Here is a 15,313-nt window from a genome sequence, read left to right on the forward strand (position 1 = left end):
CCGGTCGAGGTGAGGGAACAAATCGCGACACATCGAAAGGCGTCGCCAAGGACGTCAGTCCTGATTGCCCAGCTTGAACATCGACCACAGCGTCACGGCGCAGATAGCCAACTAACGACGCGGTTTCATCGAACAGAACGTATCCCAAGGCACCAATGAATCACCTTTCGCACAACCAGCTTGTTTCCTTTATCTGGCGCATTGCCGACGACTGCCTGCGCGACGTCTACGTTCGCGGCAAGTACCGTGATGTCATCCTGCCCATGGTTGTCTTGCGTCGTCTGGACACGCTTCTGGAGCCGACCAAGGATGCGGTCCTGGCGGAGGTGCGCTACCAGAAGGAGGACATGCAGGCGCTGGAATTGGACGATGAGCCGCTGTGCGAAGCGTCGGGCTACGTGTTCTACAACACCAGCCCGTGGACGCTGAAAAAGCTGTACGGCGCCGCCACCAACAACCAGCAGATCCTGCTGGCCAACATTGAGGACTACCTCGACGGCTTCAGCAGCAACGTCAAGGAGATCATTACCCGCTTCAAGCTGCTCGACCAGATGCGGCACATGGCGAACAAGCAGGTGCTTCTCGACGTCATCGAGAAGTTCGTCTCGCCCTACATCAACCTCACGCCGCACGAGGTGGAAGATCCGGAGGGCAATACGCTGCCCGCCCTGTCCAACCTTGGTATGGGCTATGTCTTCGAAGAGCTGATCCGCAAGTTCAACGAAGAGAACAACGAGGAGGCCGGCGAGCACTTCACCCCGCGCGAGGTGATCCACCTCATGACCCATCTCGTCTTCGATCCGATCAAGGATCAACTGCCGCCGGTCATGACCATCTACGACCCCGCCTGCGGCAGCGGCGGCATGCTCACCGAGTCGCAGAACTACATCAAGAATGCGGACGGCCCGATCCAGGCTCGCGGCGACGTCTATCTCTATGGAAAGGAGATCAACGACGAGACCTACGCCATCTGCAAGTCGGACATGATGATCAAGGGCAACAACCCCGAGAACATCCGGGTCGGCTCCACGCTCTCCACCGATGAATTCTCGGCCGACCGCTTCGACTTCATGCTGTCCAACCCGCCCTACGGGAAAAGCTGGAGCAGCGAGGTCAAATACATCAAGGACGACAAGCAAGTCATCGATCCGCGATTCCTCGTCGAGTTGACCGACTACTGGGGCAACAAGGAAACGGCCGACGCCACGCCGCGCACCTCCGACGGCCAGCTCCTGTTCCTGATGGAAATGGTCAACAAGATGAAGCCCGTGGGCACCAGCCCGATCGGCTCGCGTATCGCCTCGGTCCACAACGGCTCCAGCCTGTTCACCGGCGACGCGGGCAGCGGCGAGTCCAACATCCGCCGCTACATCATCGAGAACGACATGCTGGACACCATCATCCAGCTGCCCAACAACCTGTTCTACAACACCGGCATCACCACCTACATCTGGCTGCTGACCAACGCCAAACCCGAGCCGCGCAAGGGCAAGGTCCAGCTGATCGACGCCAACCTGCTGTACCGCAAGCTGCGCAAGAACCTGGGCGACAAGAACTGCGAATTCTCCCCCGAGCATATTGAAGCGATCACCAACGCCTATCTGGCTTTCGCGCCCATCGAGCGCGCCATCGACGCCAACAACGACCCCGTCGGCATCGCTGTAAAGGTCTTCGACAACGCGGACTTCGGCTACTACAAGGTTACCATCGAGCGCCCCGACCGGCGCCGCGCTGCCTTCAGCGCCGAGCGCATTGCAACATTGCGCTTCGACAAGTCACTTCGTGAGCCGATGGAATGGCTCTGGGCCGAGCATGGCGAACAGGTCTACAAGCCCGGTTTCCTCAAGGGGCAGGTCAAGCCCATCGCCAAGTGGTGTGAAGAGCAGGGCATCACCCTGAACGCCAAGCAGCGCGGCAAGCTGACCGACACCAAGCGCTGGAAGGCCCTGCGCGACGTGATGGGGGCTGCCACGGTACTCATGGGGGACATCGGCACGGAGGAGACAGCGGACTTCAATGCCTTCCGCTCTCGAGTAAGCAAGGCGATAAAGGCCCGCGAGCTCGAACTCTCGGCCTCCGAGAAGAATGCCATCCTCAACGCGGTCAGTTGGTACGACGAGAACGCCGAAAAGGTCATTGCCAAGCGGCACAAGCTCTCAAGCGCTGAGCTGGACGAGCTGACGACCCATCTGGGCTGCACCATCGACGAACTGGCCGATTTCGGCTGGTACCGCCAAAAGGATGGCAGCTACCTGACCTATGAGACCGCGACCGACCTGCGCGATGCGGAAAGCGTGCCATTGAAGGACAGCATCCACCGCTACTTCCTGGCAGAGGTGAAGCCGCATGTGGAGGAGGCCTGGATCAACCTCGACAGCGTGAAGATCGGCTACGAAATCAGCTTCAACAAGTATTTCTACCGGCACAAGCCGCTGCGCAGTCTGGAGTCGGTGACGCAGGACATCCTGGCGTTGGAGAAGAAGGCCGACGGGTTGATCGCGGATATCCTAGGCGTCGAAGTGGAATCGGAGCTGGAGCCGGCGGAATGAACATTGCGGCCTATCCGAAATATAAAAGTTATAAGACCACAGACGTCAAATGGATCCCCGAAGCACCAGCGCATTGGGAAGTCAAACCGCTTTTGGCCGCCGCACGCGTCGTCTCCGAGGCGAACCGGCCAGATCTTGAGCTTCTATCGGTTTACCTTGGCCGGGGCGTAATTCGCTTCTCAGACGTCGAGGAAAAGCGGACTAACGCTACCAGCACCGACCTTTCCAAGTATCAGGTCGTTTGCCCTGGCAATCTTGTTCTCAATAACCAACAGGCTTGGCGTGGTTCCGTAGGTGTGTCCGAGTACACGGGGATCGTAAGCCCTGCCTACATCGTCCTTGAGCTTAGCGATAGCTTTGACTCACGTTTCGCGGATTACTACTTTCAGACCTCGACGACAGTTTCTCACTTCCTGGTAAGTTCGAAAGGTGTGGGCACCATCCAGAGGAACCTTTATTGGCCAGCCTTAAGAAGGTGCTCGATCACAATCCCGCCGCACCCTGAACAACGCGCAATCGCGACGTTTCTGGATGGCAAATGCGCGAAGATCGATGAGGCGGTGCGGATCAAGGAGGAGCAGATCAAGCTCTTGCGCGAGCGAAGGCAGATCTTGATCCAGCAGGCCGTCACCCGCGGCCTGAACCCCGACGCCCCCATGAAGGACAGCGGCATCGACTGGATCGGCCAGATCCCCGCGCATTGGGAGATCGAAAACCCCAAGTGGTTGTTTGAAAACCGTAAGCAAAGAGCAATCAAGGGTGATCCGCAGTTGGCAGCTACCCAGAAATACGGCGTCATACCTCAGGATATGTTCATGGAGCTTGAGGGGCGTCGGGTTGTGGCCGTCTTCTTGGATTTCGACATATTGAAGCACGTTGAAGCAGGCGACTTCGTGATGAGCATGAGGAGTTTTCAGGGCGGTCTTGAATATTCCGAATACACCGGCTGCGTCAGTTCCGCCTATGTCGCTCTCAAACCTGGGTCGCAGATATACGCTCGATTCTTCAAATATCTATTCAAGTCGAAAGGGTATATCGAAGCTCTGCAAGCGACTTCAAACCTTGTTCGTGATGGTCAGGCACTGAGATTCGACAACTTCGCGATGGTTCCGCTTCCCGTCATCCCGCTTGACGAGCAGAAGTTCATTGCTGACCGTTTGGATGAAATTTTAGATAAGTCAGATAGGGCAATTTCAATTAAGCAGGACCAGATTTCCGCACTCAAGGAATACAAGACGAGCCTGATCAACGCGGCAGTCACGGGAAAGATTAAAGTCTGCTAAGGGGGAAGGGATGGTCAGCAACACCAAGGAAATCGCGCTGGAACAGGCCATCGAACGGCACCTGACCGGCACCACCACAGAGGAGCTGGCCACAGGCGGCGCCGAGAGTGGCCCCTGCCGCATCGGCCGTCCTGCTGACTTCGACGCCAACCTCGCGCTCGACACGCGCCTGTTCTGGGCCTTCCTCGAGGCGACCCAGGGCCAGGCGCTGGAGCGGCTAAAGGACCGCAACCCTGCCGACTGGCAGGCCAAGGTCCTCGGGCAGTTCGACAAGCTGGTGAAGCGCAAGGGCGTGCTGCATGTGCTGAAGAAGGGCCTGCCGGTCGATGACGCGCATTTCACCCTGATGTATCCGGCGCCGCTGGCCAGCTCCGCGCAAAGGGTGCACGACAACTTCGCCGCCAATATCTGGAGTGTGACCCGGCAGGTGCATCACAGTCTGGCGAATCCGAATGAGTCGGTGGACATGGTGCTGTTCCTCAACGGCCTGCCAGTCGTCACTCTGGAGTTGAAGAACCCCTGGACCCACCAGACCGCCCGCTATCACGGGCAAAAGCAGTACCGCGAGCGTGATGCCTCGCAGACTTTGATGCAGTTCGGTCGCACGCTGGTCCACATGGCCGCCGATACGGACGAAGTCTGGATGACGACCAAGCTGGCGGGCGGCTCCACATGGTTCCTGCCGTTCAACAAGGGTCACCACGAGGGCGCGGGCAACCCACCCAACCCCAACGGCCACAAGACCGCCTATCTGTGGGAAGAGGTCTTCCAGCCGGCCAGCATGGCCGGAATCATCCAGCATTTCGTGCTGTTGGAAGGCAAGCCGGCCGATCCGTTGGCGAAGAAAACCCTGATCTTCCCGCGCTACCACCAGCTGGATGTGGTGCGGCAGTTGCTACGTCACGCCGCCGGGCATGGCGTGGGACAGAGCTATCTGATCCAGCATTCGGCCGGTTCGGGCAAGTCCAACAGCATCACGTGGACGGCCTATCAGTTGATTGAGACCTATCCAGATGCATTGGGTCTTCCCGGTGCACGAGCGCTGGACGCGCCGTTGTTCGACAGTGTGATCGTGGTGACCGATCGCCGCCTGTTGGACAAGCAGCTGCGCGACAACATCCGGGACTTTTCCGAGGTGAAGAACATAGTCGCGCCGGCGATGCGCGCGGCCGATCTCAAGGCTGCGCTGGAAAGCGGCAAGAAGATCATCATCACCACGATCCAGAAATTCCCTTTCATCATCGACGGTATTGCCGATCTCAGCGACAAGCGTTTTGCCGTGATCATCGACGAGGCCCACAGCAGCCAGAGCGGCACGGCCCACGACCGCATGAACCAGGCCATGGGCGGCGGCAGTAGCGATGACCCCGATGAAGACGATCCGCAGGACCGAATTCTGGCGGCGATGCAGGCGCGCAAGATGCGCGGCAATGCGTCCTACTTCGCCTTCACGGCCACACCGAAGAACACCACGCTGGAAAAGTTCGGCGCCAGGCAGCCCGACGGAAGCTTCAAGCCTTTCCATCTCTACAGCATGAAGCAGGCGATCGAGGAGGGCTTCATCCTCGACGTGCTGGCCAACTACACGACCTACAAGAGTTACTACGAGATCGAGAAGTCCATCCGGGAGAACCCCCGCTTCGATACCGTCAAGGCACAGAAGAAGCTGCGCGCCTACGTCGAGCGCAGCCAGCAGACGATCAACACCAAGGCGGAGGTGATGCTGGATCACTTCATCGGCAGTGTGGTCAACGCCAAGAAGCTGCGCGGCCAGGCCAGGGGCATGATTGTCACGCAGAATATCGAGTCGGCGATCCGCTACTACAAGGCCGTGCAGAGCGAGCTGGCGCGTCGAGGGAACCCGTTCCAGGCACTGATCGCATTCTCCGGCGAGAAGGAAGTCGACGGGATCAAGTACACCGAAGCCGAGTTGAACGGTTTTCCCGAAGACAAGACGCGCTTCTATTTCGACGGCTACGACGACAAAGGCCAGCCGATGGTCCTGAGCGGCCAGAATGTCGAGAACACGTTCCGACTGCTGGTTGTGGCGAACAAGTACCTGACGGGCTTCGATCAGCCGAAGCTTTGCGCGATGTATGTTGACAAGAAGCTGCAGCTAGTCCTCGCCGTGCAGGCGCTGTCGCGTCTGAATCGCTCATCCCCGAGGCTGGGCAAACGCACGGAGGACCTCTTCGTGCTCGATTTCTTCAATTCGACCAAAGACATCAAGGACGCCTTCGATCCGTTCTTCACCGTGACCACTCTTTCGGAAGCGACCGACGTGAACGTCCTGCACGAGCTGAAGGCGACGCTCGACGATGCGGGTGTCTATGAATGGGCCGAGGTTGAGGAGTTCTGCACACGCTTCTTCAGCAATGAAGACGCTCAAAAGCTGAGCCCGCTGATCGATACGGCGGCCGCGCGGTTCAACGACGAACTGGAGCTCGAGGACAAGGACAAGATCGACTACAAGATCAAGGTCAAGCAGTTCGTGAAGATCTATGGACAGATGGCATCGATCATGCCCTTCGAGGTGCTGGCTTGGGAGAAGCTGTTCTGGTTCCTGAAATTTCTCATCCCGAAGCTCAAGATCAAGGACCCCGACGAGGATGCGCTCGACGAGTTGCTGGAGGCGGTCGATCTGTCCTCATATGGGTTGCAGCGCACGAAGCTGCATCAGGCTATTGGGCTCGATCCCGGAGCGTCCGAACTCTATCCCCAAAATCCCAACCCGCGCGGCTACCGCGGCGGCGATGTCCAGGAAGACCCGCTTGAGGACATCATCCGCAGTTTCAACGAGCGGTGGTTCCAGGGCTGGAGCGCCACGCCGGAAGAGCAGCGTGTGAAGTTCCTCAACATCGTCGACAGCGTCAAGGCGCATCCGGATTTCGAGGAGAAATTCAGCGATAACCCGGATCCATACGCCCGTGAGCTTGCCTTCGAGAAGATCATGAAAGACGTGATGTTGCGCCGAAGAAAGGAAGAGCTGGAGCTTTACAAGCTTCACGCGCAGGATGATGCATTCCGGTTGGCGCTATACCACAGCGTGCGAGAAGTGTTATCAGTTGGTGCGCACAAGCTTGAGTCCGCGCCTGAATGATGACCATCGGGCACCACCTTCGACAAAGGGTGCCCACGAAATCCTGGGAACTCCACACTTTCGCGTGGCGGCGGTGGCTTCTCCCGCCTGAGCTGGCGGAACGAGGAAACAAAAGAGCCCCACCGAAGTAGGGCTTTTTGATGTGCGTTGCGCGTGCGGCTTACGCCACGTTCGGTTCGCTGAACGCTTCGGGTTCGTCCTTGAAGTCGCCGATCGGCACGCAGCTGCAGAACACGTTCTTGTCGCCGTAGACGTTGTCCACGCGGGCTACCGGCGACCAGTACTTCTGCAGTTTCAGGCTGGGCAGCGGGAAGGCGGCCAGTTCGCGCGGGTAGGCGTGGGTCCATTCGCTGGCGGCCACCTGGGTGGCGGTGTGCGGGGCGTGCTTGAGCGGGTTGTCCTCCGCATCGAGCTTGCCGTCCTCGATGGCGCGGATCTCGTCGCGGATCTGGATCATCGCGTCGATGAAGCGGTCCAGCTCGTGCTTCGACTCGCTCTCGGTGGGTTCCACCATCAGCGTGCCGGCCACCGGGAAGCTCAGCGTTGGGGCGTGGAAGCCGAAGTCGATCAGGCGCTTGGCCACGTCCTCGGCGCTGATGCCGGTGCTGTCCTTCAACGGGCGCAGGTCGAGGATGCACTCGTGCGCCACCAGGCCGTTGCGGCCGGTGTACAGCGTCTTGTAGTGCGGTGCCAGGCGCCTGGCGATGTAGTTGGCGTTGAGCAGTGCCACCTGGGTGGCTTTGCGCAGGCCGTGCTGGCCCATCAGGGTGATGTACATCCAGCTGATCGGCAGGATGCTGGCGCTGCCGAAGGTGGCCGCGCTGACCATGGCACCGTTGCCGGTACCCTGCGTGCGTGCGCCGTCGTTGCCGAGCGCACCGGGCAGGAACGGCGCGAGGTGCGAGCGCACCGCGCACGGACCCACGCCGGGGCCGCCGCCGCCGTGCGGAATGCAGAAGGTCTTGTGCAGGTTTAGGTGGCTGACGTCCGAGCCCCACTTGCCGGGCTTGGCCACGCCGACCAGCGCGTTCATGTTGGCGCCGTCGGTGTACACCTGGCCGCCGTGCTGGTGGACGATGTCGCAGATGGCGACCACGTCTTCCTCGAACACGCCGTGGGTGGACGGGTAGGTCAGCATGATCGCGGCCAGCTTGTCCGAATGCTTCTCGGCCTGCGCGCGGATGTCTTCCAGGTCCACGTTGCCGTTGGCGTCGCACTTGGTCACCACCACGCGCATGCCGCACATCTGCGCGGACGCGGGGTTGGTGCCGTGGGCAGACTCGGGAATCAGGCAGATGTCGCGGTGACCTTCGCCGCGCGACTGGTGGTAGGCGCGGATCGCCAGCAGGCCGGCGTATTCGCCCTGTGCACCGGAGTTCGGCTGCAGGCTCACCGCGTCGTAGCCGGTGATTTCCACCAGCTGCGCTTCCAGGCCGGCGATCAGTTCTTCGTAGCCGCGGGTCTGTTCGGCAGGCGCGAACGGATGGATGTTGGCGAATTCCGGCCACGTCACCGGGATCATCTCGGCGGTGGCGTTGAGCTTCATGGTGCACGAACCCAGCGGGATCATCGTGCGGTCCATTGCCAGGTCCTTGTCGGCCAGCGAACGCAGGTAGCGCAGCAGTTCGTGCTCGCTGTGATGCGTGTTGAACACCGGGTGGGTGAGGAACGCCGAGGTGCGACGCAGCGCCTGCGGGATCAGCGACGGCGCGCTGGCGTCCAGTGCGTCGATGCTGGGCAGGGTGGCGTCGTCGCCGCCGAAGATGCGCCACAGCAGTTCGATGTCGGCGCGAGTGGTGGTTTCGTCCAGCGAGACGCACAGGTACTCGTCCCACGCCTTGCGCAGGTTCGCGCCCATCGCCACCGCACGTGCCGCGATGGCGTCGGTGCGCTCGCCGGTCTTCAGGCTGATGGTGTCGAACGCGCTGTCGTGGTGGCTGGCGGTGAAGCCGAGCTGCTGCAGGCCGGCCTTCAGGATGGCGGTAAGGCGCGCCACGCGCGAGGCGATGCGGGTGAGGCCCTCGGGGCCGTGGTAGACGGCGTACATCGAGGCCATGACCGCCAGCAGCACCTGCGCGGTGCAGATGTTGCTGGTGGCCTTCTCGCGGCGGATGTGCTGTTCGCGCGTCTGCAGGGTCAGGCGGTAGGCCTTGTTGCCTTCGGCGTCGATCGACACGCCGATCAGGCGGCCCGGCATCGAGCGCTTGTAGGCGTCGCGGCAGGCCATGAAGGCGGCGTGCGGACCGCCGAAACCAAACGGTACGCCGAAGCGCTGGGTGTTGCCGATGACGATGTCTGCGCCCATCTCGCCCGGCGGCTTCAGCAGGGTCAGCGCCAGCAGGTCGGTGGCGAACAAGGCCAGTGCCTGCCTGGCGTGAATCTTGGCGACCTCGTCGCTCCAGTCCATCAGCCAGCCGCTGCTGGCGGGGTACTGGATCAGTGCGGCGAAGTAGTCGTCGGCGGCAATCGCGGCGTCCCATTCCTCGGCGGAGTTGGCCAGCTTGACGGTCAGCCCCAACGGCTCGGCGCGCGTGCGCATCACCTCGATGGTCTGCGGGTGCGCGTCGCCGGATACCACGATGGTGTTGCCCTTGGCCTTGGCCGAACGCTTGGCCAGGGTCATCGCCTCCGCCGCCGCGGTGGCTTCGTCCAGCAGCGAGGCGTTGGCGATCTCCATGCCGGTGAGGTCGGCGCACATGGTCTGGAAGTTGATCAGCGCTTCCATGCGACCCTGCGAGATCTCGGCCTGGTAAGGCGTGTAGGCGGTGTACCAGGCGGGGTTTTCCAGCACGTTGCGCAGGATGACGTTGGGCGTGTGGGTGCCGTAGTAGCCCTGGCCGATGAAGCTCCTGAACACCTGGTTCTTGCCTGCCACGGCGCGGATCCGGGCCAGCGCTTCCACCTCGGTCATCGACGGCGGCAGCGCCAGCGGGGCCGGCGACTTGATCTTGCCCGGCACGATGGCGTCGGTCATCGCGTCCAGCGAGTCGTGGCCGATGGCGTGCAGCATGTCGGTGATCTCGGCATCGTTGGGGCCGATGTGGCGCGCGACGAAGGCGTCGTGCTGCTCGAGTTCGCGCAGCGAGGGGGAAGCGTTGTTCTGGCTCATGGCATGGGGCGTCCGAAGGCGCGTGCAGGCCGCACGCGGGGCGCCCCTCTGTCCTTTTGCCTGAGAGTTTGGAAGCCGCAGGCTGCAGGCCTGGGATTCGTGCCCCTTCGGCGCCGGATTCAACCGGTCTCTCCAGAGTGCTTAGCGCAGGATGGTATGGGGCCTGAGCGATTACGGGCGTTGCGCCTTCGGCAGCGGCGCGTTCCCTGCGGAACGGCTGCTTCTCCCACCATGCGTTTTACGCCGGCGATTATACAGTGGGCGAGGCCTGGAAAGCGTCTTGGCCGACGGCGCGCGTTATCCTGCGGACTGACTCCCGGACAGGGGTTTCTCCGTGATGCGGATCGGTGAAATCGACCACGTGGTTCTGCGCGCCATCGATATCCGCGCGATGCAGCGTTTCTACTGTGAGGTGCTGGGTTGTCGCGAGGAGCGCAGGCAGGACGGGATCGGCCTGGTGCAGCTGCGCGCCGGCGCCTCGCTGATCGACCTGGTCGACGTCGGCGGCAAACTGGGCCGCTACGGCGGCGCGGCGCCGGGTCGCGAAGGCCACAACATGGACCATCTGTGCCTGCGGGTGGAGGACTACGATGAGGCGGCGATCCTCGCGCACCTCAGGGCGCATGGCGTGCGCATCGGCGAGACCGGCTCGCGCTACGGCGCGCGCGGCGAGGGGCCGTCGATCTACTGTTACGACCCACAGGGCAACATGGTCGAACTGAAGGGGCCGGCTCAGTTCGCCTGACCGCTCGGGCCGTCCAGCGCCGCGGCCAGGCCATGACAGTCGGCGAAGTGCCAGTCGGCCAGTTCGGGCCAGCGGTTGTCGGGCAGGTTCACCAGTATGGCCCGCGCACCGACGGCACGGGCGCAGGCCAGGTCGTAGGCGTAGTCGCCGACCATGGTCAGACTGCCGGGTTCGATGGCCCAGCCCGCGGCCAGCCGCTGCAGGCCGGCCGAGTCGGGTTTGGGCGAGGCGTCCTCGCGGCCCAGCACGTCGGCGGGGCGGAAGCAGTCGGCCAGGCCGATCGCCTGCAGCGAAATCAATGCCAGTTCGCGCAGGTTGCGGGTAAGGATGCCCAGCCGGCAGCCGCGTGCCGCGAGCGCGCGGACCAGATTCACCGCACCCGCGGCAGGGCGTGACGCATGCGCCAGTTCGCGCTCGTGTTCCAGCAGCCAGGCGCGCTTGGCCTCGGCTTCGTGAGCGGGCAGGGCGGCGATGTGGGCGAGGATGTCCTCGTCGTCGCGAATCGCCAGTGCGCGCCGGATCGCGGCAAAGTCGTGCACGGCGACGGTCAGCGTGCCGTCCAGGTCGAACACCCAGTGGCGTGCGCTGGCGAGCGTGTGCGGCGAAGTCGGCATCGACGGATTCTCCACCGGCGCGAACATGAATCCCGAAAACGACAAAGCCCGCATCGCTGCAGGCTTCATCTACAATTGGTGCCCAGGAGAGGACTCGAACCTCCACGGTTTTACCCGCTAGTACCTGAAACTAGTGCGTCTACCAATTCCGCCACCTGGGCAGGTGGTTCACGTCGCGACCGGTGGTCTGCGTGAGCCGCGTAGAGTAGGGACCTCCTGCTACCTTGTCAACACCAATTTCGAAAACATTTCATTCGGCCTTGCGCGACACTTGGCGCAAGGCTCTCCACAAGGCAATTCAGTGACCAGAAAAACCAGACAGGACAGCGGTGTGGCGCGGACAGGCAAGACGCCCGCCGGCAAGCCATCGAAACGGAACGCGCGCAAGGCGGACAAGAACAACCTGCGCGACCCGCACGCCGAGCGCGAAGCCCAACGCTACGAGCGGCCGATTCCCAGCCGCGAGGCGATCCTGGGTCTGCTGGAAGCACGCGGCGAACTGCTGACCGAGGCGCGTATCGCCGAGGCGCTGGAACTGCACGATGCCTACGAGGTGGGCGCGCTGCACAAGCGACTGGGTGCGATGGTGCGCGACGGCCAGTTGCTGCTCGGCCGGCGCGGCGGCTATGCCCCGGCGCAGAAGCTGGACCTGATTCCGGGTGTGGTGCTGGCCAATGCCGAGGGTTACGGCTTCCTGCGTCCGGACGAAGGCGGCGATGACCTGTACCTGTCGCCGCAACAGATGCGCACCGTGCTGCATGGCGACCGCGTGCTGGCCAGCGTGGTCGGCCTGGACCGGCGCGGCCGTCGTCAGGGAGCGATCGTCGAGGTGCTGGAACGACGCTCGCCGCGCCTGGTCGGACGGGTGGTGACCGAGAACGGCGTGACCCTGGTGGCACCCGACGACCGGCGCATGCACCTGGATGTGATGATTCCGCCGGGGCAGACCCAGGACGCGCGAGCCGGGCAGATCGTGGTGGCTGAAATCACCGATCCGCCCACGTTCCATCGCGGTCCGTTGGGCCGCATCGTGTCGGTGCTGGGTGAGCGCCTGCAGCCATCGCTGCTGGTGGAAATGGCGATCGCCAGCTACGACCTGCCGCACGAGTGGCCGAAGGCCGTGCTCGACGAAGCCGCGCAGGTGGAGCCGCAGGTGACGGCGGCCGAATGCGAAGGCCGCATCGACCTGCGCAAGCTGCCGCTGGTGACCATCGATGGCGCCGACGCGCGCGACTTCGACGACGCGGTGTACGCCGAGCCGAAGCGTGGCGGCGGTTGGCGCCTGGTGGTGGCGATCGCCGACGTTTCCCATTACGTGCGCGTCGACAGCGCGCTGGACCGCGAAGCCTACGAGCGCAGCACGTCCACCTATTTCCCCGGCTTCGTGGTGCCGATGCTGCCGGAGACCTTGTCCAACGGCATCTGCTCGCTCAACCCGAAGGTGGATCGCCTGTGCATGGTCTGCGACATGCAGGTGGGCAGCGACGGCGATGTGGTCAAGTCGAAGTTCTATGCGGCCGTGATGCGCTCGCATGCACGGCTTACCTACGACAAGGTGTGGCAGGTCATCGGCCTGGACGATGCGGACGCACGGCACGAGGTGGCCGACGTGTTGCCGCAGCTGGAGAACCTGCACGCGTTGTACAAGGCGATGGCGGCGCAGCGTCGCCGGCGCGGCGCGATCGATTTCGAGACGCCGGAGGTGAAGTTCCGCCTAGACCAGCGTGGCGAGGTGGAATCGGCCGGTGCCACCGTGCGCAACGATGCGCACAAGCTGATCGAGGAATGCATGATCGCCGCCAACGTGCAGGCGGCACTGTTCCTGGAAAAGAAGAAGATTCCCGCGCTGTTCCGCGCGCACGAGCCGCCGCCGGCCGAAAAGTACGAAGACGTGCAGCAGTTCCTGCGCGAGTTCAAGCTGCGCCTGCCGCCGCTGGAAGACGTGACGCCCGGTGACTTCGCCGACGTGCTGAGGCTGGTGAAGGATCGTCCCGAACGCGAGCTGATCCAGAGCGTGCTGCTGCGCGCGCAGAGCATGGCGGCGTACCAGCCGGACAATCGCGGCCACTTCGGGCTGGCGCTGACCGCCTACGCACACTTCACCTCGCCGATCCGCCGCTATCCGGACCTGCTGGTGCACCGGGCCATCCGCTACGCGATCGGGCGTGGCAAGCCGGCCGGTTACACCTACAGCCCCACGCAGATGGCGGCCATGGCGGTGCACTGCTCACAGCGCGAGCGTCGCGCCGAGGAAGCCGAGCGCGACGTCGATGAGCGCTTCAAGTGCGCCTGGATGGCCAAGCACGTGGGCGAGAGCTTCGACGGCACGGTCACCGGCGTCACTTCGTTCGGGTTGTTCGTTGAGCTGGACGAGTCGAAGGTGTCCGGCCTGGTCCACATCAGCCAGCTCAGCAACGACTACTACCACTTCGATCCGCAGCGTCACCTGTTGAAGGGCGAGCGGACGGGCAAGCAGTACCGGCTTGGCGACCACGTGCGCGTGCAGGTGCTGCGCGCCAGCCTGGAGGATCGCAAGATCGACTTCCGCTTGGTGGCTCCGCGTGCGAGTGCGCCGGCCGCAAGCGATGGGCGCAAGGCGTTCGACTACGCCGCCGCGGGCGAACGTTATTCGCTGCCCAAGCGTGCGGGTAGCCGGGCGGCGGACGATCGGGCATCGCCGCACGGGCGTCGTACAGGCGATAATCCGTCGCCGGATGCGCGTGCATTCCGCGGCGGCAAGTCGGCGTCACCGAAGCCCGGGAAGGGTGCGGCCCGATCCTCGCGTGCATCGGGCAGTGCGCCACCGAAGCGCGGCAAGGCCGCCGCGCCGACATCGAACAAACCGAGCGGCCGCAAGCCGAAGCAACCGAAAGGCAGGACATGAGCGAAAGTTGGATCGTCGGGATCAACCCGGTCGAGGGTGCGTTGAGCAACGACGCCGAGCGTGTGCGCGAGCTGCTGGTGGAAAACGGCCAGCGCAATCCGCGCGTGCAGGAGCTGGCCGAGCGCGCCAAGGCATTGAAGATTCCGGTGCATCATCGGCCGCGTGAGCAGCTCGAGAAGCTGGCTGGCGCCGCGCGGCACCAGGGCGTGGCGGCGCTTTACGAAGCGCCGCCGATGGCCAGTGAGCATGACCTGCCACGCCTGCTGGAACAGGCCGGTGGCGAAGCGCTGGTGCTGGTGCTCGATGGCGTGACCGATCCGCACAACCTCGGTGCCTGTCTGCGCAGTGCCGCCGCAGCGAACGTCACCGCAGTGATCGTGCCGAAGGACCGCGCGGTCGGCCTCACCCCGGTGGTCCGGCGTGCCTCGGCCGGCGGTGCCGACCGGGTGCCGCTGCTGGCGGTCACCAACCTGGCGCGGACCCTGCGCGAGCTGAAGGACGCGGGCGTCTGGATCACCGGCCTGGCTGGCGACACGACGCAGTCGGTCTATACCCTCGACCTGAAAGGTCCGGTGGCGCTGGTGCTGGGCAGCGAGGGCGAAGGCATGCGCCGGTTGACCCGCGAGACCTGCGATTTTGTGGCGAAGATTCCCATGCCCGGCTCGATGGAAAGCCTCAACGTTTCTGTCGCAGCCGGCGTCGTACTGTTCGAGGCCCTGCGGCAACGGAGCGCACAGCGATGACCTTCTTCTGGTACGACTGGGCCGGTTATGCCGGCGTGCTGCTGGTGCTGCTGGCGTATTTCCTGCTGCAGGCCCACAAGCTGCACGGCAACCGGCTGACCTACCAGCTGATGAATATCCTGGGCGCGCTGGGCGTGATGCTGTCCCTGCTGTTCGGCCGGTTCAACTGGCCCGCCTTCCTGATGCAGGTGGCCTGGCTGCTGATCGGCATCTACGGCGTCGCGCGTGGCATGCAGAAACGGCGCGAACTCAAGGAAAAGACGCCCGAATGATGGCGTAGGCCATC

At 63.2% G+C, this 15,313-nt stretch carries 9 protein-coding genes, 1 tRNA gene and 1 riboswitch; of the genes, 7 read left to right on the forward strand and 3 right to left on the reverse strand.

All coding sequences use genetic code 11. The features are described from left to right. The first annotated feature begins 155 nt into the window (after positions 1-155). Genes RA164_RS05530 through RA164_RS05540 form a run of 3 tightly spaced genes read left to right on the forward strand, consistent with a single transcriptional unit; the run spans position 156 to position 6,932 of the window. Positions 156-2,549 (forward strand): type I restriction-modification system subunit M, encoded by a 2,394-nt coding sequence (locus RA164_RS05530; RefSeq protein ID WP_329742967.1) that lies wholly within the window; start codon positions 156-158, stop codon positions 2,547-2,549. After that, a complete protein-coding gene (locus tag RA164_RS05535) occupies positions 2,546-3,832 on the forward strand; it encodes a restriction endonuclease subunit S (RefSeq protein WP_329742968.1) in 1,287 nt (428 codons plus the stop codon). The genes RA164_RS05530 and RA164_RS05535 overlap by 4 nt, the downstream gene beginning before the upstream one ends. A 10-nt stretch (positions 3,833-3,842) precedes the next feature. Beyond that, complete coding sequence (locus RA164_RS05540; protein WP_329742969.1) at positions 3,843-6,932, forward strand: type I restriction endonuclease subunit R; 3,090 nt, start codon at positions 3,843-3,845, stop codon at positions 6,930-6,932. Positions 6,933-7,092: 160 nt separating this feature from the next. Here the strand turns inward: RA164_RS05540 and gcvP are convergent, their stop codons facing one another. Beyond that, a complete protein-coding gene (gcvP, locus tag RA164_RS05545; RefSeq protein ID WP_329742970.1) occupies positions 7,093-10,041 on the reverse strand; it encodes an aminomethyl-transferring glycine dehydrogenase in 2,949 nt (982 codons plus the stop codon). Between the two features lie 38 nt (positions 10,042-10,079). Continuing rightward, positions 10,080-10,187: riboswitch (glycine riboswitch) on the reverse strand. 188 nt (positions 10,188-10,375) lie between these two features. Between gcvP and RA164_RS05550 the strand changes: the two genes are divergently transcribed. Next, positions 10,376-10,786 carry a VOC family protein gene (locus RA164_RS05550; protein WP_329742971.1) on the forward strand — a complete coding sequence of 137 codons (411 nt, stop codon included), beginning with the start codon at positions 10,376-10,378 and terminating at the stop codon, positions 10,784-10,786. Here RA164_RS05550 and RA164_RS05555 read toward each other — a convergent pair. After that, positions 10,774-11,400 carry an HAD family hydrolase gene (locus RA164_RS05555; protein WP_329742972.1) on the reverse strand — a complete coding sequence of 209 codons (627 nt, stop codon included), beginning with the start codon at positions 11,398-11,400 and terminating at the stop codon, positions 10,774-10,776. The two genes, RA164_RS05550 and RA164_RS05555, sit on opposite strands and share 13 nt — an antisense overlap. Positions 11,401-11,476: 76 nt before the next feature. Then, positions 11,477-11,561 (reverse strand) — tRNA-Leu (locus tag RA164_RS05560). Between the two features lie 140 nt (positions 11,562-11,701). On the opposite strand from RA164_RS05560, the gene rnr reads away from it, so the two are divergent. From rnr to RA164_RS05575, 3 genes are read left to right on the forward strand one after another with little or no spacing between them, the layout of a single operon-like run. After that, on the forward strand, positions 11,702-14,284 hold the full coding sequence (gene rnr, locus RA164_RS05565; RefSeq protein ID WP_412731067.1) for a ribonuclease R: 2,583 nt from the start codon (positions 11,702-11,704) through the stop codon (positions 14,282-14,284). Beyond that, positions 14,281-15,027 (forward strand): 23S rRNA (guanosine(2251)-2'-O)-methyltransferase RlmB, encoded by a 747-nt coding sequence (gene rlmB, locus RA164_RS05570; RefSeq protein ID WP_329742973.1) that lies wholly within the window; start codon positions 14,281-14,283, stop codon positions 15,025-15,027. The genes rnr and rlmB overlap by 4 nt, the downstream gene beginning before the upstream one ends. Continuing rightward, positions 15,024-15,299: a CBU_0592 family membrane protein gene (locus RA164_RS05575; RefSeq protein ID WP_329742974.1), complete on the forward strand. Its 276-nt coding sequence runs from the start codon at positions 15,024-15,026 to the stop codon at positions 15,297-15,299. The genes rlmB and RA164_RS05575 overlap by 4 nt, the downstream gene beginning before the upstream one ends. Positions 15,300-15,313: the final 14 nt, after the last annotated feature.

Source organism: Dyella sp. A6 (assembly GCF_036320485.1).
Classification (GTDB): Bacteria; Pseudomonadota; Gammaproteobacteria; order Xanthomonadales; family Rhodanobacteraceae; genus Rhodanobacter_A; species Rhodanobacter_A aluminiiresistens.